General features: G+C 60.0%; 19 protein-coding genes and 1 pseudogene. 11 read left to right on the top strand and 9 right to left on the bottom strand.

Going from position 1 to position 21,141, the window contains the following annotated elements; translation table 11 throughout:
• Positions 1-2 precede the first annotated feature (2 nt).
• Entirely contained in the window at positions 3-1,241 is a 1,239-nt protein-coding gene (locus A3AS_RS0129230) for an efflux RND transporter periplasmic adaptor subunit (protein WP_018321055.1), read from the top strand.
• Between the two features lie 314 nt (positions 1,242-1,555).
• Here A3AS_RS0129230 and A3AS_RS0129225 read toward each other — a convergent pair whose 3' ends face one another.
• The gene (locus A3AS_RS0129225; RefSeq protein WP_018321054.1) at positions 1,556-1,921 is read right to left on the bottom strand and encodes a response regulator; all 366 of its coding nucleotides are present in this window, start codon (positions 1,919-1,921) and stop codon (positions 1,556-1,558) included.
• Complete coding sequence (locus A3AS_RS0129220) at positions 1,914-4,097, bottom strand: PAS domain S-box protein (protein WP_026202478.1); 2,184 nt, start codon at positions 4,095-4,097, stop codon at positions 1,914-1,916. Before A3AS_RS0129220 ends, A3AS_RS0129225 begins: the two co-directional genes overlap by 8 nt.
• Before the next feature lie 365 nt (positions 4,098-4,462).
• Between A3AS_RS0129220 and A3AS_RS0129215 the strand changes: the two are divergent.
• Positions 4,463-5,829 (top strand): annotated as a pseudogene (locus tag A3AS_RS0129215) (transposase).
• A 123-nt stretch (positions 5,830-5,952) separates the two neighbouring features.
• Here the strand turns inward: A3AS_RS0129215 and A3AS_RS0129210 are convergent.
• Positions 5,953-6,906 (bottom strand): ABC transporter substrate-binding protein, encoded by a 954-nt coding sequence (locus A3AS_RS0129210; RefSeq protein ID WP_157644425.1) that lies wholly within the window; start codon positions 6,904-6,906, stop codon positions 5,953-5,955.
• A 442-nt stretch (positions 6,907-7,348) separates the two neighbouring features.
• Between A3AS_RS0129210 and A3AS_RS0129205 the strand changes: the two genes are divergently transcribed.
• The 4 genes from A3AS_RS0129205 to A3AS_RS0129195 all read left to right on the top strand — a co-directional run bounded on the left by A3AS_RS0129205 (position 7,349) and on the right by A3AS_RS0129195 (position 9,738).
• Entirely contained in the window at positions 7,349-8,338 is a 990-nt protein-coding gene (locus tag A3AS_RS0129205) for an HWE histidine kinase domain-containing protein (protein WP_018321051.1), read from the top strand.
• 38 nt (positions 8,339-8,376) lie between these two features.
• Positions 8,377-8,721, top strand: coding sequence for a response regulator (locus A3AS_RS0129200; protein WP_018321050.1), 345 nt, complete (start codon positions 8,377-8,379; stop codon positions 8,719-8,721).
• A 339-nt stretch (positions 8,722-9,060) separates the two neighbouring features.
• Positions 9,061-9,270 carry a cold-shock protein gene (locus A3AS_RS45725; RefSeq protein ID WP_018321049.1) on the top strand — a complete coding sequence of 70 codons (210 nt, stop codon included), beginning with the start codon at positions 9,061-9,063 and terminating at the stop codon, positions 9,268-9,270.
• A 228-nt stretch (positions 9,271-9,498) separates the two neighbouring features.
• Entirely contained in the window at positions 9,499-9,738 is a 240-nt protein-coding gene (locus A3AS_RS0129195) for a hypothetical protein (RefSeq protein ID WP_157644424.1), read from the top strand.
• Positions 9,739-10,717: 979 nt separating this feature from the next.
• Here the strand turns inward: A3AS_RS0129195 and A3AS_RS0129180 are convergent.
• Positions 10,718-11,044 carry a hypothetical protein gene (locus A3AS_RS0129180; protein ID WP_018321045.1) on the bottom strand — a complete coding sequence of 109 codons (327 nt, stop codon included), beginning with the start codon at positions 11,042-11,044 and terminating at the stop codon, positions 10,718-10,720.
• Between the two features lie 443 nt (positions 11,045-11,487).
• Between A3AS_RS0129180 and A3AS_RS0129175 the strand changes: the two genes are divergently transcribed.
• Together A3AS_RS0129175 and A3AS_RS47735 are read left to right on the top strand one after the other, a co-directional pair.
• Positions 11,488-11,730, top strand: coding sequence for a hypothetical protein (locus tag A3AS_RS0129175; protein ID WP_018321044.1), 243 nt, complete (start codon positions 11,488-11,490; stop codon positions 11,728-11,730).
• A 72-nt stretch (positions 11,731-11,802) separates the two neighbouring features.
• Positions 11,803-11,970: a hypothetical protein gene (locus tag A3AS_RS47735; protein ID WP_018321043.1), complete on the top strand. Its 168-nt coding sequence runs from the start codon at positions 11,803-11,805 to the stop codon at positions 11,968-11,970.
• An 853-nt stretch (positions 11,971-12,823) separates the two neighbouring features.
• On the opposite strand, the gene A3AS_RS0129165 is transcribed toward A3AS_RS47735, so the two are convergent.
• Together A3AS_RS0129165 and A3AS_RS0129160 are read right to left on the bottom strand one after the other, a co-directional pair.
• On the bottom strand, positions 12,824-13,450 hold the full coding sequence (locus A3AS_RS0129165; RefSeq protein ID WP_049815021.1) for a phytochelatin synthase family protein: 627 nt from the start codon (positions 13,448-13,450) through the stop codon (positions 12,824-12,826).
• A 427-nt stretch (positions 13,451-13,877) separates the two neighbouring features.
• Positions 13,878-14,381, bottom strand: coding sequence for an isoprenylcysteine carboxylmethyltransferase family protein (locus A3AS_RS0129160; protein WP_026202475.1), 504 nt, complete (start codon positions 14,379-14,381; stop codon positions 13,878-13,880).
• A 313-nt stretch (positions 14,382-14,694) separates the two neighbouring features.
• Between A3AS_RS0129160 and A3AS_RS0129155 the strand changes: the two genes are divergently transcribed.
• Positions 14,695-14,895, top strand: coding sequence for a hypothetical protein (locus tag A3AS_RS0129155; protein ID WP_157644423.1), 201 nt, complete (start codon positions 14,695-14,697; stop codon positions 14,893-14,895).
• A 1,045-nt stretch (positions 14,896-15,940) separates the two neighbouring features.
• Here the strand turns inward: A3AS_RS0129155 and fetB are convergent.
• The 3 genes from fetB to A3AS_RS0129135 are packed head-to-tail and all read right to left on the bottom strand — an operon-like array spanning position 15,941 to position 18,393.
• Positions 15,941-16,762, bottom strand: coding sequence for an iron export ABC transporter permease subunit FetB (fetB, locus tag A3AS_RS43990; protein ID WP_018321038.1), 822 nt, complete (start codon positions 16,760-16,762; stop codon positions 15,941-15,943).
• Entirely contained in the window at positions 16,759-17,355 is a 597-nt protein-coding gene (locus A3AS_RS0129140; RefSeq protein WP_018321037.1) for an ATP-binding cassette domain-containing protein, read from the bottom strand. The genes fetB and A3AS_RS0129140 overlap by 4 nt, the downstream gene beginning before the upstream one ends.
• A gap of 3 nt (positions 17,356-17,358) precedes the next feature.
• Positions 17,359-18,393 carry a Cj0069 family protein gene (locus tag A3AS_RS0129135; protein ID WP_018321036.1) on the bottom strand — a complete coding sequence of 345 codons (1,035 nt, stop codon included), beginning with the start codon at positions 18,391-18,393 and terminating at the stop codon, positions 17,359-17,361.
• Between the two features lie 510 nt (positions 18,394-18,903).
• Here A3AS_RS0129135 and A3AS_RS48555 point away from each other — a divergent pair.
• Together A3AS_RS48555 and chrA are read left to right on the top strand one after the other, a co-directional pair.
• On the top strand, positions 18,904-19,725 hold the full coding sequence (locus A3AS_RS48555; protein ID WP_026202474.1) for a sulfurtransferase/chromate resistance protein: 822 nt from the start codon (positions 18,904-18,906) through the stop codon (positions 19,723-19,725).
• Positions 19,722-21,113 carry a chromate efflux transporter gene (gene chrA, locus A3AS_RS0129120; RefSeq protein ID WP_018321033.1) on the top strand — a complete coding sequence of 464 codons (1,392 nt, stop codon included), beginning with the start codon at positions 19,722-19,724 and terminating at the stop codon, positions 21,111-21,113. Before A3AS_RS48555 ends, chrA begins: the two co-directional genes overlap by 4 nt.
• The last annotated feature ends 28 nt before the right edge of the window (positions 21,114-21,141 follow it).

Raw genomic sequence — 21,141 nt, 5'->3', positions numbered from 1 at the left:
CCATGCAGGCTAACTGGACTAAACGTATCATCGGCGCTGCGGCACTGGCCGCGATCGCGGGAGGGCTGGTCTGGTTCGCCTGGCCGCGGCCTACTCTGGTTGACCTCGCGACCGTCAGGAAGGGGCCGATCGAAGTCACGGCGGATGACGACGGCAAGACCCGTGTGCGTCACGTCTACACCGTCTCAGCGCCGATCGCGGGAAAGGTCCTGAGAATCTCGCATCCGCTCGGCGACCAAGGACCTTCGCTTCACGTCGGCGACGAAGTCGTCGCCAACCAGACTGTCATTGCCCTGATGCAGCCGACGCTGCCGGGCTTCATCGACGTGCGCTCACGCGACCAGCTTCAGGCAGAGGTTCTTGCTGCGGATGCAGCCATCCAGCAGCAGGAGGCCGAGGTGAAGCGCATCGAGGCCGCGCTGGAGTTCTCTCGGGCCGAGTTCCAGAGGGCGCAAACGCTGCTGCGGACGCAGTCGACCTCGGCCCAGGCCTTCGACAAAGCGAAATTCGAGGTGGCGACGAGCGAAGCCAATCTGGCGAGCGCCAAGGCCCAAGTCGAGATGCGCCGCGCGGTGCGAACCAGCCTGGCCGCTCGATTGATGGACCCGGCCAACGCCGCGCCTTCTGCGGAGCCGACTTGCTGCGTCCGGGTGCTCGCGCCGGCGAGCGGACGAGTGCTGAAGATCGCCCAGGACAGCGAGGCGACCGTCCTTCCCGGGACGCCCCTCGTCGACATCGGCAACCCACTTGATCTGGAGGTTGTGGCAGACCTGCTCTCGACCGATGCGGTCCAGATCAAGGTCGGCGCCCCCGTCCGGATCGACGGGTGGGGTGGCCAAACCATCAAGGGGAAGGTGGTCCGCGTCGACCCGGCCGGATTCCTGAAAATCTCCGCCCTCGGCATTGAAGAACAGCGGGTTCGGGTGACCATCGACTTCGCGGATCCGCCCGAGGCGTGGGCCTCGCTTGGGCATGACTACCGGGTCGTCGTCCACGTGACCACCTGGAGCGCTCCGGACGCCCTGACGGTGCCGGTGAGCGCTTTGTTTCGGAAAGGCGACCACTGGGCCGTTTTCACCGACGAGAACGGCCGCGCCAAAACCGTCGCGATCACCGTCGGCCACCGAAACAGCCGAGTGGCCGAGGTCCTCTCTGGGCTCACCGCGGAAGATCGGGTCGTTCTGCATCCCAGCGACCGAGTGGCCGATGGAGGCAGGATCGCGATGCGCGCCGGACCGTAGGTGGCGGTCCGTTGGTAAGTGGTCCGCTTGTTGATGCAAAGCAGAAGACCGGCGAATCCTCGATTTCGCCTCGGGGTCAAAAGCGGCGGTCGGGCAGGTGCGGCCCCGTGTCCGGTCAACTGCTAACAGCAGACATCCAAACCGGCTCAGTAGTTTTCAGCTCAGGGCTAGAAGCGGATATGGCTGCTTAGGCGAACGCCGTTCTCCAACATCTCGCGGACCCGGAGCGCGAGCTTCGCCAAGGAGATAGGCTTTTCCAAAGATCCACGCGCGATCACCGTCAGCAGCAGAACGAAGTCTGTGATCCGAGGAGGCTACGAACGCGACAGAAGCGTCTGCAGCTTTTCGCTCAACTGGTCCTGCGAGAAGGGCTTACCGATAGCAGGGACATCTCTGAACTCCTCCTCGAGGGGCGGTGCGCCATATCCCGTGCTAAAGAGGAAGGGAATCCTTCGCTCGCGTAAGACGCGAGCCACTGGGAAAACAAACTCTCCAGCCAAGTTGACATCCAGAAGCGCCAGATCAAAGGAGCCGGTCGTCGCTAACTCGCATGCCTTTTTCAGTTGAGCCGCAGAGGCAACGACTTTAAGACCCAATTCCTCCAGCATGTCTTCGATCATAAGGGCGACCAAACCCTCGTCCTCGACGAGGAGGACCCTGGCGGCGGATACCTCAGACATTGGTAGACGTGACCCTAATGGGAAACTTCATGCGACAGCGCGTACCCTCCGGCTCGAATGCCAGGTCGAACTCGCCTGCGAGATCATGTTCGACGCAACGCTCCATCAGCCGGGTGCCGAACCCACGCCGCTTGGGTGGCGCGACCAGAGGGCCTCCGCGTTCGCGCCATTCGCATTCTAACCCGCATTGAGACCGTTCGCCCTCCACAGCCCTCCAGGTGAACGACACCGCTCCCCCCGGGGCCGACAGAGAGCCGTATTTTGCCGCGTTGGTCAGAAGCTCGTTGAGCACCATGGTGACGCTTAGTGCCGTGCGGGCATCTAGATTGACGTTCGGCCCGCCTGTGACAACCCGCCCGCCGGAGACCGGCGCGACGATATCATGAACCAGTTGCTCGAAAGGAGCATCTTGCCAATTTCGCCTCGTCAGAAGGTCATGCGCACGCGAGAGGGCCAACAGCCGTCCTGTGAACGTCGGCAGAAATTCCTGCAGATCGGCAGCATGGCGGGCAGTCTGGCTCGCGAGGGACTGCACGGTGGCAAGCGTGTTTTTGACGCGGTGGTTCAGTTCGTCGATGAGCACCTTCTGGGCATTCTCTGCGAGCTTGCGCTCACTGATGTCGACGAGCATGTTGATGGCGCCGATCAAGTTTCCTTCCGCATCGCGCAGCGGCGTCGGATAAGGAATGAAAGGCACGCGTTTGCCGTCTGGACGCTCGGCAATTGCCTCCGCTCCGCGAACTGGGCGGTTTTCACGCAGCGCGACCGCCATTGGACATTCATCGTGCGGCAGAGGCGAGCCGTCGGGCCAATAAAGCTTCCAGGTTACGCACCATTCATCGCCAGGCTGGGGGGTTCTGCCCGCCATCTCGACCGCGGCGCGATTGAAGAAGTTGATCCGGCCCTCGGCATCAGTGGTGTAGATCGCGGCGGGCAGAGCCTCAAGGAGATCGCGCATGCGCTGCTCGCCTTCACGCAGTCGATCCTCCAGCTGTTTGGTAGCGGTGACGTCCTGGGCAACACGCACGCCATAGAGAAAGCGACCACTCGGGTCGCGCACCGTCGAACTCGAGATATCGAGGTGGCGCACAGAGCCGTCGGGCCGAAGCGCACGCTTGCGGATCTTGTAGTTCTCGACCTCGCCGCGCACCTGAGCTGCATAGAGTTCGGCGTCCTTCGCCCGGTCATCCGGATCGGTGTAGTCGAGAAAAGTCATCCCGAGCAGTTCGTCGCGCGAGCGGCCAGTTATTCCGCAAAGAGCATCATTCACCCGCAAGAAGCGCCCGCGCTCGTCCGCCTCCGATATGCCGACGATGGCAGCCTCGTACGTCGCTGCAAGTCGTGCGTCACTGGCCTGACGCGCCTCATTGGCGGCTTGCAAGTCCGTGACGTCGACGGTGAAGCAACGTGTATTGACGAACTTGCCGTCCACAAAACGGCTGTTTGATGTAATCAGCACATGCTTCACCGAGCCGTCTCGCGCTCGCATCCGCGCGGGATAACGTTCGAGCGGCTGGCCGCAGGAAAGGCGCTGAAGGATGTCGCCGATCACGGGAGCGTCGGCATGAAACTCCGCGATGTGACGGCCAATGTACTCCTCTGGGCTATACCCGAGCAGAGCTAATTCGGCTCTGTTTGCGCGAAGGATGATGCCTTCACCGCTGACGATATGAAGACCGACCGCGCTGTTCTCGAAGAAATCCTCCAGGTCCTGCGTTTTCTGTCGTATTTCTTCTTCGATCCGCTTTCGTTCAGTGATGTCTTGAAAGCAGTTGATGGCGCCCTGGATGATCCCGGAGTGGTCGCGCAACGCTCGGATACTGACCAGGGCCGTAAAGCGAGAGCCGTCCGGCCGCGCCATGATGACTTCGGCGTTGCGCGTGGTCGTTCCAGCCCGAACTGCCGTAGCCATGGGACAATCGCTATGGGCCAGCGGACTTCCATCGAGAAGGTAGAGTTGGTGCGAACCGCAGAAGCGCTCCTTTTTGCCAAGGTTGGGGGTTCTGCCCCACAATTCCACCGCCTCGGTATTGAAGGCGACCAGCAATCCCTCGGCATCGCAAAGGTAAACCGCCCCAGGAATGGCATCCAGTGCGGCCTGGCCGGCTGCCACCAGTGCCTCGAACTCCGTCGGCTGGCGACGGGAGGAGAGCGGAAATTCCTCGACACTGGACATAAAAAGGGTCTCTCGGGGCGAGAGGAGGCCCACGCCAGGGCCATTCTGTTCGGGAAAAGATTGGCGGACACCCCGTTGGCCGGCCAACAAGCTAGAACGCGCAAGAAGGCCGATGGTTCCTTTTTACCTCACCGGATTCGCCATTGAATAAGGCACTGACGTAAGTCTGACCGAAACTAGGGCCCACAATGGGTCATAAGCAGCGGTCGAGGTGAGCTCGGCGCCGCGTCCGGTTCAGGGGGAAGTAGCGGCCAATCACAATGGCCGCAGCCTTGTTCGGCTTTTGGCCGATTTTATTGCAAAAGTCGGTAAGACCTCGAACGGTGATTCCGTTGGGTTGACGCGATTCTCGGCGAGGTCGATCCATGATGGGCCGTCTGAAGAGTGACCAAGGTCAACTGTTCTACGAGTTTCATCTCAGCGACGCGGTCCCCGAAGATCATCTGGTGCGGAGGATCGACACTGCTCTCGATCTGACTTGGCTTCGCAGCGAACTTGCTCCTCATTATTCGTCCACGGGGCGCCCGTCGATCGATCCGGAGCTGATGATCCGGATGCTGATCGTGGGGTATGTCTTCGCGATCCGCTCGGAGCGGCTGATCTGTCGCGAAGTGCAGGTGAACCTCGCCTATCGCTGGTTCTGCAAACTGGGTATCGAGGATGCTGTGCCGGATCATTCGGCGTTCTCGCGTGCCCGCAATGAGCGTTTTCGCGCGGGGGATGTTTTTCGTCGCGTATTTGAACGTGTCGTCGAGGCGTGCATTGCGGCCGGTCTGGTTGGTGGCGAAGGCTTTGCCGTTGATGCGAGCCTGATTGCGGCCGACGCTAACAAGCAGCGCTCGATTGCGGGTCAGGATTGGCGCAGGGATCGTGATCCGGCGAGGTCAAGCCGCGCGGTGAAGGAGTATCTAGAGACCCTCGACGATACGGCGTGGGGCGCTGCCAGCGATGTTACTCCGAAGTTCGTTTCGCTCTCCGACCCCGCGGCCCAGTGGACCGGCGCTCACAAGGGGCCGGCATTCTTCGCTTACTCCGACAATTATCTCATCGACGTGAAGTTCGGCGTCATCCTCGATATCGAAGCCTCCCGTGCCATTCGCCAGGCCGAGGTCGGCGCAGCAAGGACCATGATCGAGCGAACAGAGGAGCGCTTCGGCATCCAACCGGAAAGGCTTGTCGGGGATACCGCTTACGGGGCAGCTCCGATGCTGAACTGGCTGGTCGAGAAGGGCATCGCGCCGCATATTCCTGTTCTCGACAAATCGAAACGAGATGATGGCACCTTCTCGCGCAGCGACTTTCGATACGATCCGACCGCCGACGTCTACCACTGTCCGGGCGCAAAGCAGCTCGGAACAAGTGGCACCGTGCACGAGGGAAAGACGCTTCTATATCGTGCAAGCAAGCTCGACTGCGATGTATGCCCCTCAAGCCGCAGTGCTGCCCAAAGGAGCCGTCACGCAAGATCCCGCGCGATATCCATGAGCATGCCCGAGACGTCCCCCGATCGTTCGCTGGCACCGAGGGCTTTGAGCGGTCCCGCCGCGAGCGCAAGAAGGTCGAGATGCGGTTCGCGCACTTGAAGCGCATCCTGAGGTTTGGTCGGCTTCGCCTTCGTGGTCCACAAGGCGCCCAGGATGAGTTTGTTCTGGCTGCCATCGCTCAAAATCTGAGGCGCCTCGCTTCGCTGGCTGCGCAACCACCACCTGCTCAGACCCTGTGTATTGCGTAGCGTAGGAGTTGCGTTGAGAGCGTCAGGGGCGGCGGGTCAAAGCCGGTCGGCCCCTAGCGAATGGCCGAACGACACCCATCGGTTACAGCCGACTTTTGCAACAAAATCGGCCAACAGCGGATCTTATTCGATAACCTCGTCCGCACCAACCAGCAATGTCGGCGGCACAACCAGATTGAGCGCTCTTGCTGTCCTCAAGTTCACGATGAACTCAAATTTCGAGGGACGCTCCACCGGGAGCTCAGATGCTTTCTCGCCACCCAATATTCGATCAGCTAACTGAACCGCGCGGGGAAAGTAATCCCTCTGGTTGGGCCCATAACTCATCAAGAACCCGCGCCTTGCCGCTTCACCGAGAAACGAGAGGGTTGGCAGATTGATCTGCGTTGCGGCAGCAACAAACTTCTCCGCAACAGGGGTAATCCCAGGGCCTGAGAGCTGGATGATGCCGGTTCTTTTCGGTCCTGCGATGGCTGAGAGCAGACTGGGGAAATCGTCGTTGACGCTAAATTCCAGAACAGTCGTTTCGACCCCCAGGTTCTCGGCAACACGGAGCGCCACGTCGAGCTGGCTTCTTCCGGCTGATGGCTGCCAAGCAAAAGCAACACGGTCCAAAGCTGGAACCATCTCGCGCATCAGCTGAATCCACTTGGCGGCAAGGACAGGTGTATCGAGAAAAAGCCCTGTGACGTTGCCACCGGGCCGCGCAACGCTGCGAATGAGCCCGGCTTGGATGGGGTCAGTCTCCAAATCGATAGCCACTATTGGAGTGCTTGAGGCCCCGCTAGCAGCCGCGCGGACGGCTTGGGCCCCGACGGCAATCAGGACGCCCACTCCTTTGCCGGTCAAATCTCGGACTAACTCGGGAAGTCGCTGTGGGTCACCCTCTCCGGAGCGGGTCAAAACAGTTTCGCCTTCGACATACCCGAGGCGGCGCCACTCCCCCGCAAGCACCGAGAAGGTAATGTGATTAGGATTTATCGTAACGGGATGCAGATAACCTATCTTGCCCTTAACGGGCTGAGCGCGAAGCAATTCGGGAAAATATCCCGCGCCAACCATGGCAATGAGCAACAACTCCCGCCGCCTCATACTCGCCCCTAGTTTGGGTACTGGCTGAAACATCACATTTGATCACGAGCAGAAACCGAAGACCATAGGGCGGCGTCGTCAAACGAATTTCCGCTATGGGTCAAACTGCGAAGAACTCAGGTCGAGCAAATCTGGTCGCTCTGCCGCATCAGCGGACCTCCGGGAGACGAGGCGCAACTTCGCAGATGGGCCACGAGGACATCCTGTGAGAAGCAGGGGCGCGCCCAGGTGTTCAGCGGAAGCGCTCGCAGGTACCCTGAACGGACTCAAGGGCAAGTGTCAGGACGCTTGAGCCACATTCAGTGGCTCTTAGTTGGGACGGGCCCGCGTTAAGTGCGGACATCTTTACCAGCATACTGGCCCAATTTCCTTTGTGAACGACCCAGCCCAGTATTAGCTTATAAGAAACCTTTGGGTGAGCGGGCAGATGAATCTCGAAGACTTATACCGGCTTCTGCGCAGCGAGCATGTCCAGGCGCAAGGGATCGTTGACACACTGGAGGAGCCCCTCCTGGTGCTTGACCGGGCGGGCTGCGTCCTTACGGCCAACCGCGGGTTCTATGAAACCTTCAGGGTGGCTCGGGATGAGACGGTTGGACGCAGCCTATTCGACCTTGGTGGCGGTCAATGGGACATAGCCGAACTCAGGCGGCTCGTCGGCGAGATCATTCCCCGGTCTACCGCCGTCGTCGGATATGAGGTTACAGCAGAGTTCCCGACGATCGGTCGACGCACAATGCTGGTCAGCGCACGTCGTCTCGTTCACCCTGACAATAACAGCACCAGCCTCCTGATCCTGTTGGAGGACGTGACCGACAGGCGGCAAAGCGACGTCCAAAAAGACATTCTCCTCGCTGAAACGCGCCATCGGATGAAGAACCTTCTGGGGATCGTACGCTCCCTTGCCAATCAGACGGATGTGGAGGGCCGCACAGCCAACGAATACCGCGATGCCTTCTTGGGACGGTTCCAGGCCGTGGCCGAAGCCGAGACCATCGCGCTGGCCAGCAGCGCTGAAGCCAATCTGAGTGCCCTTGTGGAGCAATCGCTAAAGGTCGCAGGCCCCGAGCGATACCGGGTGAGCCCCGGACCGGCGGTGCGTCTCAACCCACGGCAGATCATGCCGATGAGCCTCATTCTGCATGAACTCGTGACCAATGCCTGGAAATATGGAGCATTCTCCAGCCCCGAAGGAATCGTGCACCTGAGCTGGCGTACGCCGGAAGAGGAGGGCAAAACCTTCCTGCACATCGACTGGCGAGAGGAAAACGGCCCACCCGTCACTCCGCCAACTCGCTCCGGCTTCGGCTCTAGGCTGATCGATCTCAGCGCAGTGCAGGGCTTAGCCGGCTCCGTGGAACTGAAGTATGAGCCGACCGGTTTAAGGGTGCACATCACCGCGCCTGTGGAGTCTTGAACCCCCGGGGACACATTGTGCACGACGCTCCCCGAATCTTGGTTGTCGAAGATGAGTATCTCATCGCATTGGAGCTCGACACCCAGTTAAGGACTGGGGGATACCGCGTGATCGGTCCCGTCCCAGACATTGATCGCGCTTTGAAGCTGTTGAGGGCTGACCGGCCCGACGCGGCCATCCTCGATGTCAACCTCGCTGGAGAATGGGTCACCCCCGTCGCGCAAGCGCTCCGGGCGATGTCGGTACCGTTCATTCTTGCCAGCGGCTACGTTGCCGCCGACCTCCAAGCCCATCCAGCCCTGCGAGACGCGGTCAATGTCGGGAAGTCGTGGAGGCCTGAGTATCTACTCAAGACCCTTCGAAACGCTCTGGAGGGAACGTAAGGACGTTACTGCGTCGTTTGTAGCTGATCCCGACATGTGGAACATACCATGCTTCCGATCCAACTTGGACCACTCAAGCCTCGCCGGCGCTAGTCGCCGGGTCGACGTGCTCTTCTCGACCATCGGTGCACTACCACGCTAACGCGCCGTTGGCTTTCTTCTTGAAGTCTGTCAACTGCTAGGGTACTGTCTCACGTATCGATACTGGCCGAACAACTGTTCCGCTTTCGCCTCAGATCCTGACGGCGCGCACGTTTCAGACATTCTCCAACATCGACTAACCGGACTACTGGCCGCAACTAGCGCGCCAGGTCCTGCGCGCACAAGAAGGAAAACCTGATGAACACCGGTACAGTGAAGTGGTTTAATACCCAAAAGGGCTTCGGCTTTATCCAGCCATCAAACGGCACCAACGACGTCTTCGTTCACATCAGCGCGGTCGAACGCGCCGGCATGGGAACTCTGACCGAAGGTCAGACCCTGTCTTACGATGTCGTCGCAGACCGTCGTACTGGCAAATCCGCTGCCGAAAATCTTCGTGCTGCTTAGTTAAGAGCACGACAGACCTGTCGCTCTAGCCACGGATGTACTGGTAGAGCTTGTGGTCCTGCCCCGCTCCCGAGTTATCGGGGCGGGGTTTTTCATTCAAGCAGGTAAAAAGATCGAAAAGCGGGCGCGACTTGCGGCTTCCTGTTGCGCCTGTGTCCGGTGGACTACGTCAGCATGTTCACCGGCCGCATCGGGAACGTGATTCCTCAGTGCCAAGCAGGAGAGTCAATGAGCATCGTTAAACGTCATCTGGCCGAGCAAGAAGAACGCTTAGTCCTGATCGAGGAAATCTGCATCGATACAGGAGCGCTTGTCCTGGATACCGCCACGGACGAAGTCTACTTTTCCGCAGACGAAGCGGCTTACAAGAACGCCTACGTCGCAGTCTTCCAAGCCTGGGCAAAGGGCACGATTAAGGGCACAGCGGAACAGATATTCGATGCAACCAAATCCATTCTTGAAGACTAGCAAGACCTCCGAGAGCGCCCTAAACATCGAGGAAAATATGTCATACGCCTATAAGCTAAACGAAGAGGTTCGGCACCAAGCTCAAGGTCCCCAAGGACGCGCCGCAACTGAAGGGCCAAAGATCTACACGATCGTACAGTGCATGCCGATCGAGTCCGATGGACGAGTAAGATACCGCATCAAGTGCAGGTCCGAGAACATCGAGCGCGTGGTTACGGAAGATCAGCTTTCGTATTTTCACTGATCTCCGCATCTTTCCCGCAAGCGTCCATCAGACAATGCCAGGAGGCAGCAGGGAGGAAAAATGTCAGACCGGCGGGAGCTCTATCGGAGCCCAAACGGGGACGCATGGTTCATCGCACGCGAGCCCGCAAACGGTTACGCTTTCATCATCCACCAACCCAATGCGCCCTCTGGTGGCCGGCTCTCTCACATCGAGCTGGGTGAGTTCTTGCGTGACGGGAAGGGACCCGAACAGCAAGCATTGTTGCGATTGATCGGAACGCTGGTCGAGGTCCCGCCGTTTGCGTAGGATCCTTGCACTCATCGCTCACGGCCAACTCGCCTAATGACGCCTGATGGCCCACTTCAAGGCTGCCGCCAACTTGTAAGCGAGTTTAACACTTCTTTGTGGGTCGACACGTTGGGCTACCGGCCGCGGGATTACCTGCGGGCCACGAGCGTTCAGCCCCCGCTTGCCGCGAGAGTCTCGGCCGCCCGCGAGACAGTGAGTCGAATCTTCTGAGCACGAAGCGCCGGGCGCGCCCTAAGGGGTCATCGAGTCACTTCGCGTAACCCTGTGATCGGAGCCAAGCGATCCGACGCTCTCCATTCATCCACTCGTCAATATCGGCTTTGCTCGCGAAGCCCGTAATCTCTCGCGCTTCTGTGCCCGGGTACTCGGCAATGATAGCCCAATCGCCCTCGGATTTACGGACTGGTTTGAAGCTCACTTTTATTTTTGCCATGCCGAATTATGTCAGAAGGCGGTCGAAAAGGGAACCTCGTTCGAGCCATATCCGGCCTGGTGAATAGTAGACGGCGCCCCACCGAGGATCTCTTGATCTGGAGCGATCCGGTAAACATCGCCGGGTTCGAGGTCGAGCTCCTCGAACATCCTCTGCTGCTTTTCAGTCAGGACGGCCGGCACAATTTCCGCGGTCCAGCCTTCGGGAACGGCAGCAAGCACTAGCGTCAATGCCTGTTTGGGTTTGGCAAAGGCGAGCCACATCTGCTTCGTTGGCTTCGGAGCGTCGTCCGAAGTCACCTCAACGATAGTGAATGAAGTGCCGAACGACTCTGCCATCAATGGCTAATCCGCGGAATTGCTAAGCGTTGCAATAACTAGCTGGGTCGCGGAAGGCGGACGGGTCCAGCAATCAATTTATAGGTGGGCACCCAGGCGGTGTTCCACGATTCCGTGGTCTCGCCGCAAACCGAGCACTCGAAGCTGGCGATCTGCCGACCGGGGGCCATGGCCTCGTTTCGGCTATAGACTGCTCCACAGTGGCAGGTTCGGTAGTGGGAATCGGGCATCCCCCATTATGCACTCATGAGGCAAAACAGGCGACTGCGAAATCGACCAGGCCGCTGAGGATGGAAGCAGGACAGCTGGCAAAACCGGGAGAACCTGGCCAAAACTGGAACGTCCGATGGCTAAGGCTCCGCCATGCGGGCGCCGCCTTGCCTCCAGCTCTGCATATAATTACGCTCCACACGAAGCTCATTGAATACTGGCAGAAACTTCACATGCCACCGACGACACGCGAGTACATTGATTTTTGGGTCGAGAACAGCGTTCACGCTGCGGAGCAATATGGGACGCCGGGCGCTTCACAAAGCGTGGACGTATTAGTTGATCGCCTCGTTGAGGGGGCCGAGAGTCAAAACATCCCGCGGGAGGCCCTTGAAAAAGAGGTCGGTGATCTAAAGCAGTACATCAAGGGAAAACTCGCCACTGCTAACCAGATTGAGCAGGATCGTCGCAAGTGACTCTGCCAACGGAGAGTCGACGAAGTCGCGTCTAACTTAGCTCCGATCAGGATAGGCACTGCGAGAACGGCCATGGCGATGCGAGTGGAAATAAAGCGAGTGATACATGCTGCAACACCCGGTATGTCGCAGCAGCTCTACTCGACACTGCCGGTGCTAGGCGAGCTCCTTAGCAACGCACTCGACAGAATCGATGAACTCGAGAAGAAGGCCAACGATCAAACGGCAGACAAGCGCTGATCGCCCGCCCGATCTGATTGCTCAAGCTTTTTCCCGGCTACCTAGAACGGCGTCAGGTTAGCCACAGGCGAGGTCCGCAATGGGTCAAAAGCGCGGGTTTGAACGGCGCCGTGTCACTTCCGGTGTGCCCCGATCAGCAGACCATATCTGAGCCGAACCGAACTTCGCCATCGGGCCAACCACCGACTACGCAGCGGGCGCGTCAAGGCCGTGTGGCAGCATGACCTGTATAACGTTCTGCCCTTCCGGTGGATGGCGCGAGATATGTCCTTTCCCGTGCACATCCTCAACTAGAACTGCCTTTCCAGCCGAGACACGTCGAACCTCTCCGTCACTCGTTTCAAACTCGACCTCGCCATCCAGCCAGATGGCTAGGAGCCGGCCCGGTGAATTATGAAATTCCGCTTCGCGCGCCCCTGGAGGGATATGAACAAAACGAACTCGCGAAGCTTCGTAGAAAGCGGAACGTGCGGATTCATAGTTAGCGGCAGGCGCGCCATTCGGAAACGACCGCGTTAGGGTCGTGGGAACATCAACTTCCCCAAAATGGGATTCGCCGTCTGGAGTTGCATATATGCGCAGGCACTTCATTCCCGGCCTCCAATCGCTCCACCGAGCTTAGCTTATGGCGTGGCCTATGTGCGACAAATGTCGGAATCAAAACCGGCGGTCTAAGGGCCTGCAAACCGATTCCGATCTGCACTCGACACTCGACCTCGGAGCAGCATTTGGCAGCATCGGGCCACGAGCAGGCCCGTCGCAAGGCAGCAGCTCGCAGCCTTGTTTGATTCGATCGCCTGGTCACCTCCACCGCCTCGCTCGCCTTCGCCTGACAGGCCGCAGGGATTTGCAATTACTCGATCAGCAGCAGCCCGCGCTTCTTATCGCCATCGTACGTATTTACAGCTGCGAACAGCCGTCTTCGACCGACTAGCCATGGCTGGTAGCTGGAATTGACATCGAGCACCAAAACTAGATCTTCGGCTTCCAGATAGCCGCCAATGGGCGAATGATGTCCAACACCAGCACCAAAAATTTGCGCGCGATTGAAGTTCACGATGTAGCGTCGGCCCGGATCGTTGGAGCGACGCAGATGCTCCAGAAACTGGTCCTCGCTGAGATCACGCAAGACAGTGACTTTGCGGCTCGTGTTGGTCCCCGCGACCTCGGCCAGCTGGTCAAGCGTGAGACCCAGATGCATAAGCCTGTCCAGCACCGCCCGGTGCCGCAGCACCTTGCCCTCCGTGCTTGCCGCCTCGCCGAGCGACCTATACGCATTCGCAACAGCTGCAGGTCCGCAACGAGAGCTATTTGATTGCCAGTTAACGTTCCTGTGGAACGTAGCTGCCACTGGCAGGTGCCACGCGCGTTCAATAAGCTCCGGTGTACGTGTTACCGAGGACACTATGGCTTCTGTCGGCACGCGTGACTGACCAACGACAAGGGCCCCGGCATCTAGCAGGCCCGCAGTGACAACCATGCAGATAATGCTGACTGGGCGCCACCGCTTCAGGGGTCTGAACCTAGCAGCAGTCCGACTGAGGCTGGCCAGATTATATCCTTAAGCTATTGGCTGGAACAGACCCCATAAATGTCCGTTGAGGGTTCAGCGCATCGCTACGCGCAGCGTGACTTCCGGTTAGCTCTGGTGGACGGACATGTTGAGCGCCGGCGGACGGTCTCCAGCGGGCAGATTCGGTTCTCATAATGCGCAGGCGCAGACGGCCGGTCTTCCTCCAGATCGGAAAGACACGGCGTGCGGAGCAGTTGCCCGGCCCGTGTGCTATTTTCGACCCCGGCGGCTAAGGTAGTGGCCCTCCGGGGCGAGGCCGCTAGGCGCGCTTGCTACGCTTCGCCGTCTCGCAATGTTTGTTGCAGCCGGCGTCGAGCCGCTTGCAGCAATTCTTTTATGCGGCTCGCCATGGCTTCAACCGCGGAATCCAGCGCGGCACATTAGCCCGAAAGCTCTCGTACTCCGCGCCAAATGTTTGCTTGAGCGTCGGTTCTTCGTAAATCACCACAAAGACATGAAAAAAAAGCCAGAGTAGCGCGCCGTACCAGAGGAGCCGCCAATCACCAAACAAAAGGGCCTGACCAAAAATGACTGCGACGACCGCGATGTAGATCGGATTTCGCACGTAGCGATAAAGGCCAGTCACTACGAGCGTTTGTGTCGGCGCGATCGGGGCGGGCGTCCCCAGCCCCTCCAGCGCAAAACGGGTAAATGAATCCACGAGTCCGGGCACTCCGACGATGATCAATATACCGCCGAGGATGCGGGTTAGATCGACGCCGAAAAAAGCTGGCCGAAATTCCCAATGCGTGACCCACCAAGGAACGAAGCCTGCCAGCACCAACGGCGCAATGACGAAGAACAGAGCGGAGCCCAAGACGGCAATTGCCTTCGACATTGCGTGCTCCCACAACCCGACAAGAATAGCTTAGCAAATCACTTTCTGCTACGTGCATTGAACTCGGCCCACAAACAGTTGTCCCGGCCGCCGTCGGGTTCTCTTCACCTCGCTTCTGATCTTCAGGCTGAGTTCCGAAATGGGTCACAAGCAGCCCTCAGCCGCACCGCAACGAAGGCCAGCTATTGGCCATAAGCGGTCGCACGCTGGAGACTTTGAAGGACGCACGCCCGGCAACGAGGGCAAGCCATATCGCTCACGATTTCTTGGAGAGACCCAAATAGTGAACGGCGCTGGGGAGGTTCTGGCGCGCATGACATACGACGGTGAAGGCTTTGTTCTTACCGATCTGGAGTTCAGTCGCGTTCCGCCGAGTGAAGTCATACCCGAGAGCTTTTGGATAGAACCACTGCCGTCTATTGCAGCCCACGCATGGGATGCGCTTGGAAAGATGGGCTCCGACTACTACGGGACAACGATGAAACCGATGTTGTTGCAAACTCGGCCGGACTGAGCGGGCGAGGTCCGGTTAGGGTCACAAGCGGCGGTCGAAGGATCGCTGATGCGAAGTCCGGACTGCCCTCAATACCAGACCAGCCCAAGCGACGAAGTTGGACGGCTTGAGGCCACTAGGCGACATTAAGCGACGAGCCTGAGCTGCCCCCTAGTTCGTCCACTTGGGATCGTCCTCATGTTCGAAGGCTTCCGCTAGCTTTGTCCAGTCGTCAGCGAGGTCGAGCCACGCAGCTTCATCAAAGCCGCTCCGTGCGTTCTTGGCATTCAAGCGGCATTGCTCCGCCCTCGTTCGGCATTTCTCGACCAGCTCTTTACGCACAAGAACCCGGCTTAGGTCGGCGGCTTGAGGCCGGGCGAGCTAAGCCACCCGGTCATGTGTGCGGCAGTTTCGTCCTGCCGGGCCTTCCGCAGCACCGCGTCCCGCGTGGGGCCGGGTGGAAGCGTTGCGGCCACGGTGCGCAGCTCCTTTGCTTCTTCGGCAAGGCGCTCTTCAAGGGATTTGGTTTGTTTGAAACGGCGTCGCCTTTGCACGCGCGGCTCCTTTCCGTGAGAGGAAGGCGGGAGCGCTACCGGCGTTCTCATCACCGATAAAAGCCACGATCCGTTCGGTGATAGTTCCTAACGTGTCACCAATGGAAGGGTTGCACCAGATAAAAGAACAGACCCCACAGTATGACAGTACGGCTGCCTCTAATTCAGAAGCTTGCGTAGCTTCTTGATGATCTCCCGTAGGGTGTTCGCAAAGTCCTCTATGATCCGGCGCGCTTCCACGCTCCGGGGCTCATCTTTATCCGGGGGCGGTTCTTCGGGCGGAGCTTTCATGGCCTTATTGATCGGCTAAGACCAGACGATCCACTGAGCTAGGTCAAAGAGGCTGGGCAGCATATATTGGACTGCCAAAGGTCCACTTTGGGTCACAAGCCGACGAGTCGGCGAACGTCGCAACAGGTCAGCTGTGGCCAGAAGCAGAAGTGAAAGAACCTGTTGCGAGGGTAGGCGACCGCCATCGCTTCAACGGAACCTTCTTGATCTGCCACCTGCTTCTAGAGAAGAGACCTGCATTCCTTTTTATCGATCAGAATGCGATCGAGACGCAGGCGATGTCGGTGATCCGTCAAAAGGCGCGCGCCACCTAGCACAGCGGCCAGCGTTCCCAGCCCGGTGCCGCCGGCAATCAGGAACATGATCAGCAATTGATATTTGACGGCGTCGACCGGCTCGACGCCCGCAAGGATCTGACCGGTCATCATTCCCGGTAAAGAAACGAGCCCGATCGCGGCCATGCTGTTCATGATCGGCATGAAGCCGCTTCTCAAGGCGTCCCTTATGACCGGCAGCAGGGCTTGGTGTCGGGTGCCGCCTAGCGCAAGACACGCCTCAACCGCGGCTCGTTCGCGCACCAGGCTGTTCGTCAGCACGTCCAAGCCCAGGCTTATTCCGGTCATGGTGTTGCCCAGCATCATGCCCAGCAAAGGCAGCGCGTAGCGCGGATGATACCACGGATCGGGGCGTAGCTCCGTAAGGAGCGCGAGCATCGTGACCGTACCTGCGGCGAGCAGCGTGCATCCCGCGCCCAGGCCGTACTTCCAAACCCCCTGAAGGCGCCGCTTCTGCCGCGCGACGATCTCTCTCGAGGCGAAGAGGACCATGATCAGGGCGGCGAGAGCGGTCCAGAGCGGCGACACCGCGGCAAACAGGAAGGTCAGCACGTATCCGACGAGGACGAGCTGCACCACCATGCGCACGGCCGCAATAGCCAGTTGCTTCTCGAGCTTGAGGCGGAGAATGAGCGAGAAGATGCCGTCCATGACGACGAGGAGCGCGGGTAGAACCAAGTCGGCGTAGGAGAGCTGGATGTAGGTCACGGCCGGTTTTCCTCGATCCCGCCGTCGGGCCTCATCACGAAAATCCTGGTCCCGACCCGGCGGGCTTGGGCGCCGTCGTGGGTAGTCCAGAGGACACTCGTTCCATCCGAGATGAGTTCGGCAATCACACCTTCCACAGCCGCAGCGGCTGCCGGGTCGAGAGCCGAGGTCGGCTCGTCCAGCAGAAGCACTCGCGATCGCAGCATGAGCGCCCGCACAAGTCCCAACCGCAGTCTCTCGCCGGTCGAAAGTCTTTGGATCGACCACGCTCCGCAGTCGTCCGGCAAGCCCAGTCGCGCGACCAGCGGAAGGGCATCCTCCCAGGCGGCGAAGTGATCTTGCACGGTGTCAGACCACCAGCCCGGCTCGGCGGCGAGGTAGGTCACCCGCCTTCGCCATGCCGGAGCGGGCATCGCCTCTCGGAGCATGCCGTCCAGCTTGACTGTTCCTTCGTTGGGATCGAGATCCGCGATGGAGCGGAGCAGCAAGGTCTTCCCGGCTCCGGAAGGCCCCTGCAGGACGACGCATTCGCCGTCCTGCAGGTCAAATGATACGGAGAGGTGCAGGCGCTTGAGCCCTCTGATCGTCAGCATGCGTCAAAGCTTAACCTGCAGCCGATCGGCAACCCGCCGGGCGATCTCCACGGGGGCCTCGTTCGGATAGGGATGCACCGAGCTGACATTGATCTCGCCAAGCACGTAGCTGTCGCTCCCGTCGGTCTGGACCGGCCCGAGCATGAAGTCTGCGTCCCAGATCGCGGGCAAATCACCGCGCGCGATCTCCAGCAGCGAAATTAGCTGCGGCGTCCACTCGTCCTCCATCAACCGCCGCAGCCGCTGGAAGCGCGGGTCCGCGTTCGACGAGTAAAGCCGCGGTCCAGCCTCTGAACGCGCGGCCGGCGAGTCGACAAGGGCTTTGACCTTGTGATGGCCGAAGCCAGCGCAGCGGTCACCTGCCATGTAGCAGCGCACCACACCCTCGCTCAGGCGAGGCTGGAACGCCTGGTCAATCACGCTGCCGCTCTCGAAATACTCCGCGCAGCGACGAAGGAAATCATCGAGCGTGAGCTCCTCGGGCGCATCCTTGGTCGCATCCAGGACCTTGATCATGGAGGAGGTCGGCAGCTTCTCGACCTTCCAGACGCCCTGGCCGCCGTTGCCCCGGTTGCGTTTGATCACGCGCGGACCGGCGGCGAGCCGTGCAGGCAGCTCGGCGCGCATCGCCTCTGCGGTCTGATAGAGCGCCGTGTCCGATCCCCAGCTCATCGAGCGAGTGCGATAGAGGACCTCCTTGGTGCCCATCTTGAGGATGACGTCAGGATGAGCGCTCACCCACACGCCCTGCGCAGCGACGTCGCGCAACAGGGCGTCGAGGCCTGCGCGGCTTCGGCCGTCTTGAATCGGATTGACCCAGACGAGCACGCCGTCCACCGCAAGCAGTTGCTCGCGGACGGCATCGGCGAAGCTTTCGTCGTAGATCGCGGGGCGCCCTTCGACGCCGACGGCGGCCAGCGCTTGGAAGACGTCGGCGAAGCGGCCGCTTTTCGAGGTCGCATCTCGGCGCGCGGCCGCATCTCCTCGCGAGAGGATGGCAACGGTACGTTTGGGAGAGGATTGTCGTTCGGTATCCATGCGCAAGCTCCACGTTGTTGCGTGCTGCGCAGAACTTGGACCGAAGTCTCGCCGGGAGTCTGCTTCGTCCCGGACCGGCAGTCTACGTGAATTCCTCCGGACCTTTCAAGATCGTAGCGTACGAACCTTGATCTGGCTCAACACCGCTTGTCGCCGCCGTCGAATCGTTGGGCATGAACGATACGGACCGACCAGAGCGAGATAGGGAAGTTCCGGAGTCCGGGCACTCGCGTCTGGAGGAAGCCGTAAAGATCATCGAAGAGTATGCGAAGGATCTCCGGGAAATCATCAAGAAACTCCGTCGGAGGCTTCATTGAGGCTTAACTTGTCGGCTTAGTTCCTTACTTGGATGAAATCTCCGTGACGCTCTTCTGATAATTTCTGGAATCGTTCGCCTCCCCGCGGGTTGACAGCCCGGTTAACTGGGCTTTTATTCGCGGATCGGGGGTGTGCGATCTCCCCGCGAGGCGTCATGCCCAAGAATCGCGTCCTGATCACCAAGGGCGCAGCATGTCAGCATCGTACACCTCCATTTCACCCGATAAATTGTCTCGATTGGTCGGCACGGCGGCCGCGCCGACGCTCATCGACGTGCGCATCGAAGAGGACTTCTCGGCCGATCCGCGCCTGATCCCGGGCGCCGTGCGGCGCTCGCATCTCGACATCCAGGATTGGGCGTTCCGCCTGACGGGCCAGTCCGTCGTCGTGGTCTGTCACAAGGGCAAGAAGCTCAGCGAGGGGACTGCGGTCTGGCTCCGCTGCTGCAACGTCGCCGCCGAGAACCTCGAAGGTGGTCAAGTCGCATGGAAGGAAGCGAACCATCCGACGGTGCCGGCCGCCAGGATTCCCAAGCGCGATGGGCGTGGTCGCACGGTGTGGGTCACGCGAGCGCGCCCCAAGATCGACCGGATCGCGTGTCCATGGCTGATCCGCCGCTTCGTCGATCCCACTGCGGTATTCCTGTTCGTCGCGCCGTCTGAAGTCGAGGCGGTTGCCGAACGTTTCGAGGCCACGCCTTTCGACATCGAGAACGTCTTCTGGAGCCATCGCGGCGAGCTCTGCACTTTCGACGTCATGGTCAAGGAGTTTGGCCTGTCGTCGCCTGCGTTGGAGCGGCTGGCGACGATGGTCCGCGCCGCCGACACGGGACGCCTCGATCTGTCTCCGGAGGCGCCGGGCCTGCTTGCTGCATCGCTCGGCCTATCGCGCATGTTCGACGATGACCTTGAGCAGTTGAACGCCGGTCTCCAGCTCTATGATGCATTCTACCGATGGTGCCGCGACGCGACCAAGGAGTTGCACAACTGGCCAACCAACAAGGTGAAGGCATGACTGATATCGCTGCAACCCAGAAGGCCGGCGCAGACGCGCCGGCCCACGGCATCACCTTCAACGAAGCGCTTCTTGTGTGGATGCGAGTAGCTATTTTGAGCTTCGGTGGGCCGGCCGGACAGATCGCTGTCATGCATCGTATTCTGGTCGAGGAGAAGAATTGGATTTCGGAGAGCCGTTTTCTGCACGCGCTGAACTACTGCATGCTCCTCCCTGGTCCTGAGGCGCAACAGTTGGCCACGTATATTGGCTGGCTGCTACACAGGACCGTTGGCGGCATCGTCGCAGGAGGCCTGTTCATCCTGCCCGGGGTCTTTGCCATCATGGGGCTCAGCTACATCTACGCCGCCTACGGCAACGTCGGTTTTGTCGAGGCATTGTTCTTCGGCCTCAAGGCGGCCGTGCTCGCCATCGTGATTCAGGCAGTGGCCCGCGTCGGCAAACGTGCACTTCGCAATCCAATTATGGTCGCGCTGGCGGCAATCGCCTTCGTCGCGATCTTCTTCTTTGGAGCGCCGTTTCCGCTGATCATCGTTGCGGCAGCCCTGATCGGCTTTGTCGGCGCCCGGCTTGACCGGCCGGAGTTCGCGGCGCTGGAGCATGGCGGCAAGAACTCCGCTGTGATCGACAGCATGCTGGGTGAGGGGATTCCGGACCACGTTCGGCCGAATACGACGCGCACGCTGCGGGTTCTGGCCGTATGGCTCGCCATCTGGCTCGTTCCCGTCTTCGCTCTTCTGATCGCGCTTGGTCCGAACGAGGTCTTCAGCCAGATCGCGATCTTTTTCAGCAAGATGGCGATGGTGACGTTCGGTGGTGCCTACGCGGTGCTGGCCTATGTCGCGCAGCAGGCCGCGGGCTATTACCACTGGGTCACGCCGCGGGAGATGCTCGACGGCCTCGGCATGGCCGAGACGACACCTGGCCCGCTAATCATGGTCGTCCAGTTCGTAGGCTTCATGGCCGCTTTCCGCGAAGCAACCGGGCTCTCTCCCATGGCGGCGGGAACGCTCGGCGGATTGTTGGCGACATGGGTGACCTTCGCTCCCTGCTTCCTCTGGATCTTCGTCGGGGCGCCCTACATCGAGGCGCTGCGGGGCAACAAGGCGCTCGCCGGTGCGCTCTCGGCAATCACCGCCGCCGTGGTCGGCGTGATCCTCAACCTGTCGATCTGGTTCGCGCTCCATACTCTGTTCCGGCAGACCTTTCCGGTCCAGGGATTCGGCTTGTCCTTCGACGCCCCAGTGCTGACTAGCATTGACCTACCGGCGCTCGCCTTATCAGTAGCCGCGGCGACGGCGATCTTCCGGTTCAACATTGGAATGCTCGTCGTTTTGGCCGCTTCCTGCGTCTCGGGCATCTTGCTGCGATTGGGAGGCGTCATCTAGGGACACTGCTACGCACACCCTTCACCGG

Source organism: Bradyrhizobium sp. WSM2793 (assembly GCF_000379585.1).
In the GTDB taxonomy this organism is placed as follows: Bacteria; Pseudomonadota; Alphaproteobacteria; order Rhizobiales; family Xanthobacteraceae; genus Bradyrhizobium.
This window is presented reverse-complemented; position numbering and strand designations above follow the sequence as displayed.

Bases quoted from the DNA above. Each gene is read 5' to 3' on its own strand.
- A3AS_RS0129195 (WP_157644424.1), top strand. From the start codon at position 9,499: ATGAGCATCGTTAAACGTCATCTGGCCGAGCAAGAAGAACGCTTAGTC.
- A3AS_RS0129165 (WP_049815021.1), bottom strand. From the start codon at position 13,450: ATGGTTGTCACTGCGGGCCTGCTAGATGCCGGGGCCCTTGTCGTTGGT.
- A3AS_RS45725 (WP_018321049.1), top strand. From the start codon at position 9,061: ATGAACACCGGTACAGTGAAGTGGTTTAATACCCAAAAGGGCTTCGGC.
- A3AS_RS0129155 (WP_157644423.1), top strand. From the start codon at position 14,695: ATGACATACGACGGTGAAGGCTTTGTTCTTACCGATCTGGAGTTCAGT.
- A3AS_RS0129140 (WP_018321037.1), bottom strand. From the start codon at position 17,355: ATGCTGACGATCAGAGGGCTCAAGCGCCTGCACCTCTCCGTATCATTT.
- A3AS_RS0129160 (WP_026202475.1), bottom strand. From the start codon at position 14,381: ATGTCGAAGGCAATTGCCGTCTTGGGCTCCGCTCTGTTCTTCGTCATT.
- A3AS_RS0129180 (WP_018321045.1), bottom strand. From the start codon at position 11,044: ATGGCAGAGTCGTTCGGCACTTCATTCACTATCGTTGAGGTGACTTCG.
- A3AS_RS0129225 (WP_018321054.1), bottom strand. From the start codon at position 1,921: ATGTCTGAGGTATCCGCCGCCAGGGTCCTCCTCGTCGAGGACGAGGGT.
- A3AS_RS0129135 (WP_018321036.1), bottom strand. From the start codon at position 18,393: ATGGATACCGAACGACAATCCTCTCCCAAACGTACCGTTGCCATCCTC.
- A3AS_RS0129220 (WP_026202478.1), bottom strand. From the start codon at position 4,097: ATGTCCAGTGTCGAGGAATTTCCGCTCTCCTCCCGTCGCCAGCCGACG.
- chrA (WP_018321033.1), top strand. From the start codon at position 19,722: ATGACTGATATCGCTGCAACCCAGAAGGCCGGCGCAGACGCGCCGGCC.
- A3AS_RS0129205 (WP_018321051.1), top strand. From the start codon at position 7,349: ATGAATCTCGAAGACTTATACCGGCTTCTGCGCAGCGAGCATGTCCAG.
- A3AS_RS47735 (WP_018321043.1), top strand. From the start codon at position 11,803: ATGGCGATGCGAGTGGAAATAAAGCGAGTGATACATGCTGCAACACCC.
- A3AS_RS0129175 (WP_018321044.1), top strand. From the start codon at position 11,488: ATGCCACCGACGACACGCGAGTACATTGATTTTTGGGTCGAGAACAGC.
- A3AS_RS48555 (WP_026202474.1), top strand. From the start codon at position 18,904: ATGTCAGCATCGTACACCTCCATTTCACCCGATAAATTGTCTCGATTG.
- A3AS_RS0129230 (WP_018321055.1), top strand. From the start codon at position 3: ATGCAGGCTAACTGGACTAAACGTATCATCGGCGCTGCGGCACTGGCC.